A 15,590-nucleotide genomic window follows, 5' to 3' on the forward strand; every position below is an offset into this window, starting at 1 on the left:
GGCCTCGGTGACCAGGAACCGGTAGGCCCGCTTTCGCCTGGATTCAGCATCGCGCGAACCAGTGGCGCAGGTGACGGCCGAAGGTCACCGAACAGCGGGCACTCTGGCACGTCACCGGCTACCCAGAACCTGGGCGTGCGGCGTCGTGGGCCTACCACTCAGCACTGAAGAGGACCTATGTCCTTACGCGCGACTGCCAACGTCCATCGCCGCATCGATGCGCCGCGGACCATACTCGGTAGTGCGCGGCTCACCTAGGTCGAGCGCATCGTGCGCCCTCCGGCAGCGCCGAGGAGGACCGATCATGCGGGAATTCGGACTGCCGGCTCTGTACCAGGTGCCCGCCGAGGCGAACCTCACCGACTTGATCGAACGTAACGCCGAGCGGTACCCCGATCTGACCGTCATCTCCCGCAAGGTAGGCGGCCGCTGGCAGGATGTGACCGCCGCCCAGTTCCGCGCCGCGGCGTGGGCGACGGCGAAAGGACTGATCGCCAACGGCATCCAGGCAGGCGATCGCGTGGCCATCATGTCCCGCACGCGGTACGAGTGGACGTTGCTGGACTTCGCGATCTGGTACGCGGGCGCGATTTCGGTCCCCGTCTATGAAACTTCTTCGTCCGAACAAGTGCAGTGGATCGTGTCCGACTCCGGCGCGTCCGCCATCGTCACAGAGACCGATCACCACACGGCCGTGGTCGCCGCAGTACGCGACCAATTGCCGAAATTGACGCACAGCTGGCAGATCGAGGCCGACGCCATAGCGAACCTGACGGCGGAGGGCGCACGGATCAGCGACGCCACCGTCGTGGAGCGCCGGGCCGCCGTAGCGGCCGACGTGCCTGCGACGATCGTGTACACCTCCGGTACCACCGGCCGCCCGAAAGGGTGTCAGCTGACCCACGGCAACTTCCTCGCCGAACTCGGCAACATCACCGCCCGGATGCCGACGCTGTTCCGCACCGGAGAGTCCTCGGTGCTGTTGTTCCTGCCGCTGGCACATGTGCTCGGCCGAATCGCCGAAGTCGCGGCGGCCTACGTCCCGGTCGATATCGCGAACGTCAGCGATGTCAAAGATGTCACCGCCGAACTCGGCGCATTCCGGCCGACGTTGATCCTGGGCGTGCCACGAGTCTTCGAGAAGGTGTACAACACCGCACGCGCTCGAGCGGAACTCGCCCACCGCGAGCGCGTCTTCGATCTGGCAGCCACGACCGCCATCGACTACGGCCGGGCCCGGGGCGCCGGGCACATACCGCTCTCGCTGCGGATCCGGCATGCGCTGTTCGACCGGCTGGTCTACCGGCGGCTGCGCGCCGCGCTGGGCGGCCGCGCCACGCACGCCATATCCGGCGGAGCGCCACTCGGGGAACGCCTCGGCAATTTCTACCGTGGAGTGGGATTCACCGTGTTGGAGGGCTACGGGCTGACCGAGACATGCGCGGCCGCCACGTTCAATCCGGACGACCGGCCGAAGATAGGCACGGTCGGCCAACCGCTCCCGGGCTCCTCGGTCCGGATCGATGAGGACGGCGAGATCCTGTTGCGCGGACCGAACGTGTTCACCGGGTATTGGAACAATCCGCGTGCCACCGCCGAGTCGTTCCGCGAGGGTTGGTTCGCCACAGGCGACCTCGGCACTCTCGATGACGACGGGTACCTCACCATCATCGGGCGCAAGAAGGAGATCATCGTGACCGCCGCCGGTAAGAACGTGGCTCCCGCGGTGATCGAAGACCGCATCCGCGCCCACGCCATCATCGGTGAGGTGATCGTCGTAGGCGACGGCAAACCGTTCGTCGGTTGCCTGGTGACCATCGACGATGAGCACTTCCCCCTGTGGAAACAGCTGCATGACAAACCCCAGGACGCCAGTGTCGACGATCTCGCCGCGGACCCCGATCTACTGGCCGCTGTCCAGGCCGCTGTCGACGACGGCAACCGAGCCGTGTCGCGCGCCGAGGCCGTCCGCAAATTCCGCCTGCTGCACACCCAGCTGACCGAGGACAGCGGATATGTCACCCCATCGTTGAAGCTCAAACGCAACCTCGTACTCCGCGACTTCGCCGCAGAGGTCAGCGCGATATACAGCGAGTGATCGCGGACTGACGCAACACCCGCTCCAACTTCTCGCCAGAGGTAAACTTTGGTTTGCTCGTAGGTGTCCAAATGGTGAACGCAACGGAGTGACCCATGAAGATTTCCGAAGGCGTGGTGGACATGATCGCCCGGACGGCCGGCGCGACGACGGCCGCGGCAGGCGCCGTGGGCGGCGCCGCTGTCAACGGTGTGATCGGCGGCATCCAAGGTGCCGCGATCGGCGTGAAGAAGGGGCTCGGCAGCGGCAGCCACTCGACACCGGCGGCGGCACTGACTTTGGTGGCGATCGGTGCCACGGGTCTGGTGGACTGGCCGGTGCTGCTGGGTGTCGGCGGCGCTACCTTGGTGGTTCAGAAGCTCGGGCAGCGATCGGGCAGGCTGCCGCCGCCCGAGGCCGGTGATCGCGCCGGGCGCCCCGAGCCGCACGCGCAGAGCGGCCAGTCGGCCCGCCGAGACGACGAGCGTGCGATTCCCGCGCCGGAGAGCGCGGGCCGGACGCAGCGCTCGCCGAGCATGCATTAGTCGTGGCACGTGGACCTGCGGTACGCCCCGGTGGGTCGGCGGCAGGCGTTGTCGACCGCTGTCGCCGACATGCCCCGTGGCTGTTCGCCGCGGGCGGTCGGCAACGGAGTGATCAGTCGACGATCTCGACGACCCCGAGGCGCCACAGCACTGCGTACAGCTCACGCAACGGCACGGCCAGAACCTGCGTCAGCGCGCCCGTCAGCTGATCGGAGCCGCCGCCTGCACCATTTGTCATCACACTGGACACCGTGCGGATGCCAGGCATCGACCTATCCAACACACTCTTACCGGAAGGTAAAAAATGGCCGAAAAATCGCATACCGGCCACCGGAATGCCGTAGATCGCGTGCTGGCCGCGCAGGGTTTCGCGGTGGAACTGCCGGTAGTGGGCCGGGTCCGCATCCCTCGACCCGAACAGTTGGCGTACTACGGTGCGCTCGGCGCGCTGGCTGCGGCGGAGATCATCGAATGGCCCGTTGCGGTGGTCCTCGCGGCCGGTCACTGGCTGGCGCAGGACCAGCACAATCGCGTCGCTCACCAAATCGGCGAAGCCCTCGAAGAGGCCTAGATCCAGCGCTCGGGCCTGGGGCTGTCCGGTCGAGCGTGGCGTACGGCACTAACGTGGCCCGGCGGCTTCGGCTATGAGTGTGTTGGCCCTCGACCCCGGATTCTCCTTGAAGGCCGAGAGCGCAGGAAGAGGGCGCCAATCGGCGTCGAAGAGGGCGTGGGCGCGAAAGTAGTCGACGGACCGCTCGACGCTGTCGTCGATGAAACATGCTCCCCACCAGAACAGTCCGCATCCTGTCGACAGGTTTCCAATGGTTCGCAGAGCGGATCTGAGGTATTCGTGCTGGCCGCGCGCGTCGAAGGAGAACTCCCGCTCGATGTCGGTGTAGGTACGGTCGTTCCCCGCGATCGGTCTGAAGGGATACGCAGTCTCGCCGATCAACACGCTCTTGTGCGGTCGCGATGCGCAGAGGGATTCGATTCGGCGCAGCCGCGAAATCGTAGCGTCGTGATGTGCCAGTGGATAGAACGACAGCGACACGGCGTCGTAGTCGACGTCGAAATGGTCCGCGTACCGCAACCACCACTCGGCGCCCTCGACGTCGGCGCCGCGGTCGAGATGAACAGAGATGAGGGTGGAATCGGCGGTTTCCCGCACGCCCATCGTCGCCGCGCGCAAGAGTTCGGACAGAATCACCCATTGATCGGCTGAATTCCAGTCGCTCTCGACGCCGTCTTCCGGGTGTAGCCGCGCGCCGCTGCGTGGATCCTGGCCCGGCTCCGCCCACAACATCCCGTTGGTGATTTCGTTGCCGACTTGCACCATGGCCGGCTGGATGTCATGACGGCGGAACTCGGTGAGGGTGTGTGCGGTGTAGCGGCGAACTTCCTCGATCAGCGTCCGGATCGGCAGCGATGCCCACGCCCGTGGCTTGCACTGTTTACCCGGATCCGCCCAGGTGTCGGAATAGTGCAGAGTGAGACATATCGCGAGTCCGGCGGATCGAGCGGCCTGAGCCAAGCCGATGGCGTGCTCGAGGTTCATCGGCGAGTTGTCGTCGACCCATACGCTCAGGCGAACGCTGTTCACTCCGTGGTCGGCGAGTGTCGTCGCGACCTCGTACGCGCGCCCACCCGGGCAATGCGACAAGTCGACTCCGTGAAAGAAGTCGGTGACGTGCCGGGATGGTCGTCGTGCGGCGAAATCGCCAGTGTGCCGGGCCGACTCGGCTCGAATGTTCGTGTAGCCGCCCGATCCGTATCCTCCGTCGGCGAAGTCCAGCCCGAGAAGCAGCCGACAGTAGAATCTGGCTCTGGGATGGCGGCTGTTCCCGATACTGGATTCCGCTCCGGTATGGCGTACGACATCGGGAACGAGGCGGTAGGCGTCGAGCCGCACATGCGCCGCGGCCGGATTGATGGGCAGTTTCCAGAAGTAAGGGAACGCATCGTGTCGCTGTACGGACTCCGCATGGGCGTACATCTGGAAGTCGAGCGGATCCTTGAGTGGAGTCATGATCTGCAGGAGTTTGACCGCACCCGCGAGTCCGACGAGATACCCCTCGGTACCGGCCCCGCCGATCAGGTCAGCGTAGGAGAACCTGCCGCTGGTCGAACGAATCCGGCCCGGTGTGGCCCTGCTGCTCAGAAAGACGAGATCACAGTCCGGAGGGAGTCCCCACTCGTCGACGTCGTGGGGTAGCGGAGAGATCAGCTCGGCGTCGTCCTCGAGCACGATCGCCCACGGAATCCCGTGGTCGACGATATGGCGCCAGAGCCTGATATGACTGATCCCGCAGGCAGCCTCCAGCGACGCCCAGCGGCCGAAGTCCTGGACAACTTCGCCCTGCTCCGGACGATCGAAATCCAGCGTCCGCCCGTCGGTGGCAGGCCACCGCTCGAAGAGCATCCCGTGGCGCGCCAGATTCTCGGAGATCACGGTCAGTCGCTCGGTGTCACGATCGAGATTGACGACAAATGTTCGCATACATTCCCCCGGCAAACTTGCGCGCGCTTCCGGTGCAGCGTGCTTCCTGGTCCGCTTCCCGGGCGAACCATCCTTCGATGCGGCCGACGCCGTGTCGATCCAAAGGGGCGGTCCGCCGGATACTTACGGAGACCAACGATAATTTCGGTGCTCCAAGGCGGATATACGAAGAACTTCGTATATCGTTCTCAGCTCGAGCCGATCTCCGGGAACCGGTGCTGCACAATGCTGGAATGGACGCTGTGCCAGGGGGAGACGCCAAACGCATCCACGATCTCGCATTGCAGATCATCACCGAGAAGGAGCCGGTGCGGGTCTGGCCGCTGCTGATGGAACGCTTGACCGCCGATCTACCGTGCGACTTGGCGGTTCTCATCGACCTGAACTGGCGGGCAGGAACCGGCCATGCGCTCACCGGATCGCCGGACTGGCTACACGAGGCACCGCTCGACGCACTGATCCACGCGCATATGCGGTCTCACCCCCTGCTTCGGCATTATGCGCTGACGCGAGACAAAACCCCGCTGACGATGGATGAGGTAGCCGACGATCGCTGGTGGAAGGGTGAGGCATACCGGGCAGGAAAGGATGCCATCGGCATCGACCGCCAGCTGGCGTTGCCGTTGAGTTCCGAACCCGGCCGGATCCGCGGCGTCATCATGAGCCGCAGCGGTGGCGGGTTCAGCGACCGGGATCTCGAATACGCCGTGCTCGCCAGGTCGCTGCTCGACACGGTCGAAGCGCACGAGGCGGCAGCCTTCGCGCACCACACGATGCGCGCGGATCCCGCGGAGTACAAGATCACTCTCCGGGAGTCGGCGGTGCTCGCGCTCCTGTGCGACGGCCTTACCGCGCATGCCATCGGCACCCGACTCGGGATCAAGGCGGCGACGGTGACGAAACATACCGAGAACCTCTACCGCAAGCTCGGTGTGCACGATCGCATCGCAGCGCTGCGAAAGGCCCAAGCCCTCAACCTTATTCCCCCTACGCCCGGACAGCAGCGATAGCGGTAGGACACCCTTCGAAGGCCGTCGCGGCCATACGGGTCACTTTCTCTCGCGGTGCTCGGACGGCTGTGGGAAGCCTCCCGCGGGACCGGGGGCTGAATTGCCCGGTAGGCTGAAACAGATTTCAGTGTGTGTGGAAACTTGGTCGCACGCAGTCGGGAAGTGCGGAACCGGCAGAGGAGACGGTGGAACATGGTGGCACGAGCGGGGCGGGGGCCTCGGGGCGAACGTGGCGCGCAGGCGGACCGCATCCTCGCAACGGCGCGTAAGTCCTTCGCCGAGCGAGGTTACAGCGGAACCTCGTTGCGAGCCGTGGCGAAGGCAGCCGAAGTGGACCCCACCCTGGTGAACTACTACTTCTCCAACAAGATGGGACTGCTGAAGGCGGCGCTGGAGCCGCCGGAATCCTTTGGTGCGGCAATCGGGGAGGCCGCTCGAGTGCCACTGGAGGAGCGCGGACGAGCCTTTGTCGAGGCGGCGCTGCGCATGTGGGACGATCCGGCGACCTCGGAGATTCTGCGGTCGATCATCCTCGCCGCGAGTCACGAGCCCTTCGCCATGGAGCGCCTCCGCGCCGTCTTCTCCGATCTTGTCTTGCAGGTGGTGTCGGCGAGCCTTCCCGACGACGAGGCCGGCCTGCGGGCGGACTTGGTGGCCACTCAGATCGTGGGACTGGCCATGACGCGTTACGTCTGGGCCCTCGACAGCATCGCCGATCTGCACACGGAGCAGGTCGTCCGCCTGATCGGGCCGACCGTGCAGCACTACCTCACCGGTCCCCTGGGCGTGGATGTTTCGGAAACCGTCTGAGCGGCGGATGACCCCGCAGGGATGAGTCGGTCGGCGCCGCGGTCGAGTACGCCGGCGGCCGCACCATGCTCATCACCGTTCGCCCCGCCGAGCGCGGCGCGCGGGCCGCCGACGACAGATATTTCAGCATGTATGGAAATTGCTCTTGCCTGTAGCGGGGCGCCGGGCGTACCGTGAGCCCGTTAATTTCTGTATATGTGGAAATGAGGATGCCGTGGCTCGGGTAAGAGCAGCCGGTGCGGAGCCCGGTCAGCGTCAGTTGAACGGACCGCAGACCACAGGTCGCGAGTATCGCGACCTGTCCCCCGCTCTCCACGGGACGACCCGCGAGAACAATGTGCCTGTCCTGGTCCGTGACGGCACCAGGCTGCTGGCCGACATTCACCGCCCCGACGCCGACGGGAGATTTCCCGCGCTCATCGCGGCGGCACCCTATCCCCGCCAACTCCAGGACCTCGGCGCCCCTGCGGCGGTCATCGAGGCAGGCACCACCGACTTCTGGGTTCCACGCGGCTACGCCCATGTCATCGCCAACCTTCGTGGCACTGTGGGCTCGGACGGCACCTACACCTTTTTCGACGAGCAGGAGCGCCAGGACCTGTTCGACCTGGTCGAGTGGGTCGCGGGGCAGCCGTGGTGCGACGGCAACGTGGGCATGATCGGCATCAGCTACTACGCCATGACCCAGATGGCGGCGGCCACCCAGCGCCCACCTCATCTCGAGGCCCTGTTCCCGTTCAATGTCACCGTTCAGGCCTGGGAAGCCTCTTACCACAACGGCCTGTTGAGCCAGGCTTTCATCACCCCGTGGTTCCGTGCGCTAGGCGTCCTGTCCGCCCACGGCGACTCTCTCTACCGCAAGGGCCTGTCCCGCCTCCTGCGCAGAATTCTCGCGATTCCCGCCGTCCACCGCCGGTTCAGGCACACCGACGGCGTCCAGGCGACTCTCGGCCTGCGGCTGGTCAGCCGCTTCCGCCACGATGCCCACCCATGGGAGGCCCTGTTGAACGCGGTGACCGCCGAACACCCCACCCGGGATGCGTGGTGGGACGACCGCGACCTGACCGAACTGTTGTCCCGCGTCGACATCCCCGTCTACCTCGGCGGCGAGTGGTCCAACGTCCCCCTGCATCTACCCGGCCTCTTCCAAGCCTGGAAGGCCCTCGCCCACAACCCGCACGTGCGCATGACCATGCTCGGGGAGCACAGCTTGCCCTGGCCATGGGAGAGCATGCACATCGAGGCCCTCGCCTGGTTCGACCACTGGCTCAAGGGGCGGGACACCGGCATTCTCGAAGGCCCCGCCATCCGCTACTGGCTGCCCGGGGCCGAACGGTGGCTCACCGCCGACTCCTGGCCCCCGCCTGCGACGCACATGGCCTTGTCGCTCAACTCCGACGGCTCCCTCACCGGCGACGAGCAACCGGGCGAGCGCAGCTACGCCACGGACGGCGCGAACGCCATGCCCGCAGAACTGAGTTGGACCAGCGATCCCCTTCTCGGCGACCTCGACATGGTCGGTCACCCCGAGCTACGGCTCACCGCCACCAGCAGTGCGGCCGACACGGGATGGATCCTGCTCCTGCAAGACGTCGGACCGGACGGCAAAGCCATCGACGTCACCCAAGGCTGGCTGCGAGCCGGCATGCGCTATGTCGACGAGGACGCGAGCGCGACGGGCAGGCCCGTCCTCCCGATGAGGACGTGGGAGCCCGTCCCTGCGGGGGAGCCGGTCGACTACCGCATCCCGCTGGTGGCCAACGCCCGCCGATTCCGCCGCGGGCACCGCATCCGGCTCATCCTCACAAGCGACGACAGCCGCGAGGACTTCCGCCCCATGCTGCTGTTCAGTCACGCCCCCGTCGGCAGCCCGAGCGTCAATACGGTGCACTCCAGATCACGTCTGCTCCTGCCGATCCTGGAAGGAGAGTGAACAGGGACGGCCCGACAATTCGCCCCGCGCTCCCCTCGTCTACGACCGGACTCGGCAAGAGCACACCTGTACCGGGTGGCATCTCGAGCCACCCATATCACCTGCGGCTGGCGGCCCCGGACCTGAGGGCAGGCCCGCGCCGAACCGCTGGACGGAGCCGTCGACATCGGCGAGATCCAGATCGTCGGCGTCAGCCCCACCCCCGAACCGCGGGGCTGCATTCGAGCCTCATATGAGGCAGACAGCACTCAGCTATGCCCACCGCCCTGACATCCAGGGACCAATTCTCGACATCGAAAACAGGAGATCGCCATGACCGCAACAACCATCCTCGCAGCTTTGCTCGCGATCGTTCTGCTAGGGGCCGGTACAACCATGACCCTGGCCGTCAGCTTCCAACGCGACACCGCGGCGCACCTCGGATTCAGCGTCAACGCCTTCCGCGGTATCGGGGCCTTGGAGTTGCTCGGTGCGATCGGAGTACTTCTGGGGCTGACGATCCCCGCCGTCGGCGCCCTCGCCGCAGTGGGCATCGTGGCGCTGATGGTCGGCGCCGCTATCGGCCACCTCCGCGTTCGCGACCGGTTCGCGCAGCTGATCCCAGCGATAGCGATCGCTGCCGTCGCGGTCGCGTATCTGATTTTGGTTGGGCAACAGGCAGTTTCGTGAGGCGCGTACCCGACGCTGGACTACGAGCGGACCGTCGCGGCCGTTCGACGTGACGCAGCGCCCGCACTCCACCGCCATTGCGCACGGGCTCCGGAGTAGCGAGCCTGTCGAGCGGCCCGGCTTGACATCCGCCGCAAAAGTGTGTGCACTTTAGCGAGTTCTTGATTCCTAAGGGGTTTTCATGTCGTCGCGCCAGTGGTGTCTAGTCCAGTTCGTCGGGAGCAACCGAGCGCAGCCGAGTGTCGGCGTGCTCGCCGACGGCGAAGTCGGCCGGGCGCCGGAGCCGCTATCGGGTCTCACTTTGTTGGAAGTTGTCGATCGGTGGGCCGAGTTCACGCCCCTGCTCCGGAACTTCCAGCCCTCGGCGCTCGAGGTCATACCGGATGTCGAACTCGTCGCACCTCTCACCTACCCCCGCAAGGTCATCTGTGCCGGGGCGAACTACTACGGACACGCGGAGGAGATGGGCACGCAGCGTCCGGATCCGGACGGTGAGCCCTTCTTCTTCCTCAAGCCACCCACCACGACGGTCCTGGGCGCGCACGACGACGTGCGTCTGCCGGAACGCGCCGACGTGGACTGGGAGGTCGAGTTGGCCGTCGTCATCGGCGCGGGCGGTCACGATATCGATGAGCGCGCGGCCCTCGATCACGTGGCGGGCTACACGGTCGCCAACGACCTGTCCGCTCGGGGACTTTTCCCGAGGAAAGACGCGGTCCTCGCACCATTCGGCTGGGACTGGTTTCAGCACAAGGCATTCGACGGGTCGTGCCCATTGGGGCCCGGACTCGTGCCCAGCTGGCAAATCGGCGATCCGCACGACCTCACGCTTCGGCTGACGGTCAACGGGGAGATCAAGCAGGAAGCGTCCACCGCCGACATGGTGATCACGGTGCCGCGGTTGATCGCCGCCGCGAGCCGCGTGCTGACCCTCGAGCCGGGTGACGTCATCCTGACCGGTACGCCGGCCGGTGTCGGCCTGCCGCGCAAGACTTTCCTCAACGCCGGCGACCTGGTCGTCAGCGAGATCGACGGCCTCGGTCGACTCGAGAACAGAATGGTCGCGGCATGACCGGGAGCGTCCATCGTCGATGAGGGCAGGGACCATGCCATCCCACGAGTCGATCTCTTCGGCCGAGAACGTGCTCACGCTCCTCGTCGCTCTGCGCGAGAACGGTAGGTTGCGCGGCTGTTGTCCACCCTCAAGCGGCACCGGTTCGCCGAACAGGACCGCAAACGCGCCTACCTGCCGGGACCACGGCTGACGCAATTCCGGTGGGGCGCCGAGCCACCACACGACCTCGGCGTCCTCGGCCATCCCTATCTGGCCGACCTTTCGCGGCGGTCGGGCTGTACGACTTTCCTGGTGACTCTGGAGGGCAACGGCTGCCGGTTCATCGACGGCGTCGAGAGCAGCCGTGCCCACCGCGTCCGGAGTCGTGTCGGGCACTTGCTGCCCGCACACACCACATCGGGCGGCAAGGTGCTCCTGGCCCAGCTTCCCGACAGCGAACTGGTCGCGCTCTACCCCGACCGCCACGTCCGAATGCGTGATGGTTCGACGCGTGAGCTCGTCGCGCTCCGTCGTGAACTCGGTGTCGTCCGCAGGCAGGGTTATGCCCTCTGCCTGGAGACGAACGAGCAGTGCGTGAACGCCGTCGGCGTCCCGGTCACCACCCGGCCCGGCATGGTCATCGCCGCGGTCGTGTTGGCGTGCCCTTCGGCGGGCTCCAGCCGCAGGCACCTCGTCGACCTCGTACCCGACGTCCGGGCGACCGCGTCCGCGATCGCCGAGAACTTCGCCTGAGAGTCGGGGCTCGCCTCGCGCTGGTCACTCCAGCGTTGACGCACTCCCCCGGCCGCAGTCCTATCGGCTGACCGACCGCGGCCAGGCCTTGCGCCCCGCCATGAACCCGGCGGTCCGGACCGGCCCATAGTCGGTCGCGGCGGTGCGGTCGGCACCGGTCGGCGGCGCCTCCGGTGACGACCGCGACACGTCCTGGTCACGTCGGCTTGGTCACGCGAAAACCGGGGCCACGTCGAAGAAGACACGATAGCTATCGATCAGGCCGCTGTCACCGACAGTCCAGATCGACACCACCGGGATGGAGACCTCTCGGCCATCTTTACGCGCATAGGTGACAACCAGCTCGACGATGGTGTCGTTGCCCACGACCCACTCGTGGACGATCTCGTGGTGCATCCCACTGAGCATGCCGAAGAAGCCGACAGTACCCGCCTCGACCGCCTCGCGGCCCTCGAGAACGGGGCCGTTGCCGAAGGTGGTCTTGCCATCATGGGCGAAAAGCCCCGCAAAGGCCTTCGAGTCGAGAGTGTCGACCGCGTGGAACACGGCGGCGGTCAAAGCGCTGGCCATAATTGGATCCTTTCGAGATGAACTGCATACACATTGACCCGATCCAGTCACGTCCGGCCATCTCCCTGAGCACAAATTCCGCTTTGCGGAATGAACTCCCCGAAGCGTCGATTTTCGCCCCGCGCTTGGCGCTCAGGCTAAAAAGTGCATACAGTTATCCGGTGAGCTTTTCCACCACCCAACCCATCGAAGTCCAGGTTTCCGACGCGGCGCGCGCCATGGCCACCATGGGGCTGGTCGACGCGTTCGGGCATGTATCCGCCAGGGAGTTCGGCCACATGGTGATCACACCTGCCGCGGATCTCGAGACCGTCGAGGCGTCGAACTGCATCCGTGTCCCGTTGAACGCGACGTCTTTGCCACCCGGATGCCCGGCCGAGGCGTGGGCCCATTTGGCCCTCTACCACCGTTTCCCGGCGACCGGAGCGATCGCGCGGGCCCAGCCGGCGGCATCGCTGGCTGTCGGCATGCTCGCCGACCGCATCGCCCCGACCCACGGCCAGGCGTGCTGGCTGGGCGATTCCGTGCCGGTGTACCCCTCCGCGCTACTGGTCCGCGAAGCCGACCGCGGCCTGCGACTCGCCGAGGCGATCGGCGCGTCGGACGCGCTCATTCTGCGCGGCAACGGCGCGATCACGATGGCAGCCGACCCCGCCACCGCAGTCGCCACCATGTCGGTGCTTGCCGCCGCGTGCACCGTCTGGCTCGAGACGAGGGACGCACCAGTCGCCGCCATGTCGGCGGAAGAGGTTCGCTCATGGCAAGCCGTCAAACACGAGCTACTGCCCAGACTGGGGGCACACCTGCTGCGCAAAGCGGCGACGACGCGCGCCGCCCGATGATCCCACGCGCGTATGCCACCCAAGGCTCGACGCCGCTGAACTCCGTCGCCATGCCGACCGGACTGGATCAGGTTGCGGTGGAAGCGAATTCGGGCGTGTGCGTACCCCGACCAGGCGCACGGCCCCGCGCCGGAACGCGGGGCTCGTCGCCCACGGTCCGGACGTCAGCTTATGGGCAGCGTGACGGACGCTTCTCCACCGGCGACCCGACGGATGGCCGCGAGCGTTGCGCCGACCGCCGCTATGTACTGCGTCGTCATTTCCTCGGCGTACGCCGCCTCCTCGGGAGAACCACTGTGTAAGCCTTCGAGCACCAGCGCGAAGCTGAACCGGAGGAACAGCTCCCCCTCGTCTTCCTCGATGTCGTTGACGATCGTGCCGAGGACCGGCCCCGAGATGCGCGTGAAAATCACCCGCTGCTGCGGCTGGAGGCTGACTCGCTCGGAATAGCGGTCGCCGAACAGCTCGATCTCGCGCTCGAACGTCACGTCATCGAGGCGAGCGGTGACGAGGCAGTGGGACATGGCCGGCACGAAGGGCAGCGCGTTGTCGGCCTTCATGACCAGGCCCTGCCACACGGCGGTCCGATCGAGCGTCGGCTCGCCGGTCTCGTTGACCGGGAGACGGTGAGTGACGTAGATCATTTGGTGACGTCCTGTGCGAGTGCGTTCTGGGCGGAGATCTGGTCGTGCACGCTGGCTATATCGAGTTCTCCCCAACCGTCGGCCAAGGCCTGGTCGAAGACCGCTTTGGCCGCCTCGAACACCGGCCGATGCTCGCCGACCTCGTGCAGGTGCGCCTCGATCTGGTCGAGGATCTCGTGCAGCGTCGCGATGGGCCCGGGAGCGGGCAGCCATGAGCGTTGCGCCATCACGGGACCTCGCTGCTCGAGCAGCGCCGAGCCCGCGATGGACGTCTCCAGGGCGCACTGGACCATCTCGAGGTCCAAGTTGTCGCGGCGGGCCAGCGCGATCGCTTCCGCGGCCGCGACCGTATGGGTCGCCACCAGCATGGAGGAGATGTACTTCAGGTGGGTGCCGGTCCCGAAGTCGCCGGTTCTGACCCAGGGCCCCGAGATGGCGTCCAAGACGTCGGCGACTCGATCGATCGCCTCCGCCGCTCCGGAGGCGAAGATCCTGGCCAGCCGCGGGCCGACCATTCCGGGGCTGCCGCTGATCGGACAGTCGAGCATGGTGGCCCCGACATGCTGGAGCTGACGCATCAATGCGAGCTTGCGCGTCACCGGAATCGTGCTCATCTCGAGGTGGATCGCTCCGGGGCGCATCGTCGACAGCGTGCCCTCGGGTCCGCTGACCACGCGCTCGACGTCATCCGCGGTCGGCAGGATCGACACGATGACCTCGCACGAGGTGGCCAGTTCCGCCGGCGACGACGCGACGGTGCCGCCCGCGGCCTCGAGCTCGGGACACTCGATGCTGCGCCGGTACCCCACGACGTCGAACCCCCGGGCCAGCAAGTTCTCAGCGATCGGCAGGCCCATCTTGCCCAGTCCGATGACTCCGATAATTCTCACACTGGTCACGTCCTCACGGGTTTCGCGCGGGGGAGGGGACGCCTTCGTCGACGCCACGACTCCGAAATACTGTATGCAGTTTACGCGGCCGACATCCGAAAGAGAAGGAATATGTATACACATCGCTTACGCTAGGGGTATGAGTCGCAAAGTGCTCGTCCCGCACATCACCAGGGTGGAACTACCCGAGGCACGCCAAGCTATCCCGTATGTACACGCCTACCTGCGCGAAAGGATTCTCGACGGCACGCTGCGGCCTGGGACGAAGCTCTCTCAGGTGTCGCTGGCCGAGCAGCTCGGTGTCAGTCGCACGCCGTTGCGCGAGGTGCTGCGGATGCTGCAGGAGGAGGGCCTGGTCCAGATCGAACCGAACCAGCGCACCCGCGTCTCCATGCTCGACCCGCGTGAACTCGACGAGATCTATGCCAGCCGAGTCGTGCTCGAGTCGCTGGCCGTCGCCATGACAGTGGACAGCTTCGACGACGCCGCCCGGGATCACGCGACCGAGCAACTGGCGGCCATGCGGGTGGCCGCGGAGGAAGGTGAGACCGAGCGCTGGTTCGTCATCCACTCGGCGTTCCACCGCACGATCACCTGCGGCGCCGGTGACACCATGCAGAAGCAGTTGCGTCAACTGGCCGACCGGTGTGTCCGGTACATCCGGATCTACCAGGGTGGCGAGCCCAACAGCTGGCACAAGGCCGGCGATCATGAACACGCGCAGATTCTGTCCGCGCTGGTGGAGGGCGCCAAGGCCACGGCCCAAGCCCGCATGGCGAGTCACTTGGCCCACACCGCTTTCAAAGTATTGAGCGACACCTCGCCCGACTACCAGCCGACCGCTGTGCCATTGGCCCTGGAGATGGTCGGCGTTCCGGACTGACGGGTGAGCAACCGCCGTGCGGCCGATGGTCTTCGATGAGGTCGAGGCCCGGCTCGCGCCGTGGCACCGGCAGCCCGCGCGGCGGATGCGTAGTCACCCCGCGTCACCACTGCCGATGCTGAAGTGGTGACGCGGGGCAGCAGGGTCAGGACAGGGTGGTGACCTCCAGGTCGCCGTCGGCGTACTGGGCGCGTAGCCGCTTCTTGTCGAACTTGCCCACACTGGTCTTGGGGACCTCGGCGATGAACGTCCACCGTTCGGGCAGCTGCCATTTGGCGAACTTGTCGGCCAAGAACTCCCGCAGTTCTTCGGGTTCGGCTTCGGCGCCCTCGGCCAGCACGATCGCCACCAACGGACGCTCGTCCCACTTCTGGTCCGGCACACCGATCACCGCGGCCTCGGCGACCGCCGGA

General features: G+C 66.3%; 16 protein-coding genes and 1 pseudogene. 11 read left to right on the forward strand and 6 right to left on the reverse strand.

All coding sequences use genetic code 11. The features are described 5' to 3' along the window. Positions 1–304 precede the first annotated feature (304 nt). Positions 305–2,098: a long-chain fatty acid--CoA ligase gene (locus ABZW96_RS25720; protein WP_355078180.1), complete on the forward strand. Its 1,794-nt coding sequence runs from the start codon at positions 305–307 to the stop codon at positions 2,096–2,098. Positions 2,099–2,193: 95 nt separating this feature from the next. Further along, a complete protein-coding gene (locus ABZW96_RS25725; protein ID WP_355078181.1) occupies positions 2,194–2,622 on the forward strand; it encodes a hypothetical protein in 429 nt (142 codons plus the stop codon). Positions 2,623–2,734: 112 nt separating this feature from the next. Here ABZW96_RS25725 and ABZW96_RS25730 read toward each other — a convergent pair whose 3' ends face one another. Next, on the reverse strand, positions 2,735–2,944 hold the full coding sequence (locus tag ABZW96_RS25730) for an Rv1535 domain-containing protein (RefSeq protein WP_355078182.1): 210 nt from the start codon (positions 2,942–2,944) through the stop codon (positions 2,735–2,737). On the opposite strand from ABZW96_RS25730, the gene ABZW96_RS25735 reads away from it, so the two are divergent. Then, positions 2,927–3,193 carry a hypothetical protein gene (locus ABZW96_RS25735; RefSeq protein WP_355078183.1) on the forward strand — a complete coding sequence of 89 codons (267 nt, stop codon included), beginning with the start codon at positions 2,927–2,929 and terminating at the stop codon, positions 3,191–3,193. The genes ABZW96_RS25730 and ABZW96_RS25735 overlap by 18 nt on opposite strands. Positions 3,194–3,241: 48 nt before the next feature. Here the strand turns inward: ABZW96_RS25735 and ABZW96_RS25740 are convergent, their stop codons facing one another. Beyond that, complete coding sequence (locus ABZW96_RS25740; protein WP_355078184.1) at positions 3,242–5,119, reverse strand: glycosyl hydrolase 53 family protein; 1,878 nt, start codon at positions 5,117–5,119, stop codon at positions 3,242–3,244. A 233-nt stretch (positions 5,120–5,352) separates the two neighbouring features. Between ABZW96_RS25740 and ABZW96_RS25745 the strand changes: the two genes are divergently transcribed. The 6 genes from ABZW96_RS25745 (at position 5,353) to ABZW96_RS25770 (ending at position 11,348) form a co-directional block, all read left to right on the forward strand. Next, positions 5,353–6,129, forward strand: a complete 777-nt coding sequence (locus tag ABZW96_RS25745; protein WP_355078185.1) for a helix-turn-helix transcriptional regulator — start codon at positions 5,353–5,355, stop codon at positions 6,127–6,129. A gap of 192 nt (positions 6,130–6,321) precedes the next feature. Beyond that, positions 6,322–6,939: a TetR family transcriptional regulator gene (locus tag ABZW96_RS25750; RefSeq protein ID WP_355078186.1), complete on the forward strand. Its 618-nt coding sequence runs from the start codon at positions 6,322–6,324 to the stop codon at positions 6,937–6,939. 214 nt (positions 6,940–7,153) lie between these two features. Continuing rightward, positions 7,154–8,872 carry a CocE/NonD family hydrolase gene (locus tag ABZW96_RS25755; RefSeq protein ID WP_355078187.1) on the forward strand — a complete coding sequence of 573 codons (1,719 nt, stop codon included), beginning with the start codon at positions 7,154–7,156 and terminating at the stop codon, positions 8,870–8,872. Positions 8,873–9,184: 312 nt separating this feature from the next. Then, complete coding sequence (locus tag ABZW96_RS25760) at positions 9,185–9,541, forward strand: DoxX family protein (RefSeq protein ID WP_355078188.1); 357 nt, start codon at positions 9,185–9,187, stop codon at positions 9,539–9,541. 181 nt (positions 9,542–9,722) lie between these two features. After that, on the forward strand, positions 9,723–10,613 hold the full coding sequence (locus ABZW96_RS25765; RefSeq protein ID WP_355078189.1) for a fumarylacetoacetate hydrolase family protein: 891 nt from the start codon (positions 9,723–9,725) through the stop codon (positions 10,611–10,613). Positions 10,614–10,733: 120 nt separating this feature from the next. Beyond that, positions 10,734–11,348, forward strand: a complete 615-nt coding sequence (locus tag ABZW96_RS25770) for an IclR family transcriptional regulator (RefSeq protein ID WP_355078190.1) — start codon at positions 10,734–10,736, stop codon at positions 11,346–11,348. A gap of 210 nt (positions 11,349–11,558) precedes the next feature. On the opposite strand, the gene ABZW96_RS25775 is transcribed toward ABZW96_RS25770, so the two are convergent. Then, positions 11,559–11,918 (reverse strand): nuclear transport factor 2 family protein, encoded by a 360-nt coding sequence (locus tag ABZW96_RS25775; protein ID WP_355078191.1) that lies wholly within the window; start codon positions 11,916–11,918, stop codon positions 11,559–11,561. Between the two features lie 161 nt (positions 11,919–12,079). On the opposite strand from ABZW96_RS25775, the gene ABZW96_RS25780 reads away from it, so the two are divergent. Next, entirely contained in the window at positions 12,080–12,760 is a 681-nt protein-coding gene (locus ABZW96_RS25780; protein ID WP_355078192.1) for a class II aldolase/adducin family protein, read from the forward strand. 164 nt (positions 12,761–12,924) lie between these two features. On the opposite strand, the gene ABZW96_RS25785 is transcribed toward ABZW96_RS25780, so the two are convergent. Beyond that, the gene (locus ABZW96_RS25785) at positions 12,925–13,404 is read right to left on the reverse strand and encodes an SRPBCC family protein (RefSeq protein ID WP_355078193.1); all 480 of its coding nucleotides are present in this window, start codon (positions 13,402–13,404) and stop codon (positions 12,925–12,927) included. After that, positions 13,401–14,294: an NAD(P)-dependent oxidoreductase gene (locus tag ABZW96_RS25790; protein ID WP_355078194.1), complete on the reverse strand. Its 894-nt coding sequence runs from the start codon at positions 14,292–14,294 to the stop codon at positions 13,401–13,403. Before ABZW96_RS25790 ends, ABZW96_RS25785 begins: the two co-directional genes overlap by 4 nt. A 139-nt stretch (positions 14,295–14,433) precedes the next feature. Here ABZW96_RS25790 and ABZW96_RS25795 point away from each other — a divergent pair, with 139 nt between their 5' ends. Beyond that, positions 14,434–15,177 carry a GntR family transcriptional regulator gene (locus ABZW96_RS25795; RefSeq protein ID WP_355078195.1) on the forward strand — a complete coding sequence of 248 codons (744 nt, stop codon included), beginning with the start codon at positions 14,434–14,436 and terminating at the stop codon, positions 15,175–15,177. Between the two features lie 145 nt (positions 15,178–15,322). Here the strand turns inward: ABZW96_RS25795 and ABZW96_RS25800 are convergent. After that, positions 15,323–15,590: pseudogene (locus tag ABZW96_RS25800) on the reverse strand (fatty acid--CoA ligase); the annotation flags it as partial.

This window comes from Nocardia sp. NPDC004168 (genome assembly GCF_040610355.1).
Lineage (GTDB): Bacteria > Actinomycetota > Actinomycetes > Mycobacteriales > Mycobacteriaceae > Nocardia > Nocardia sichangensis.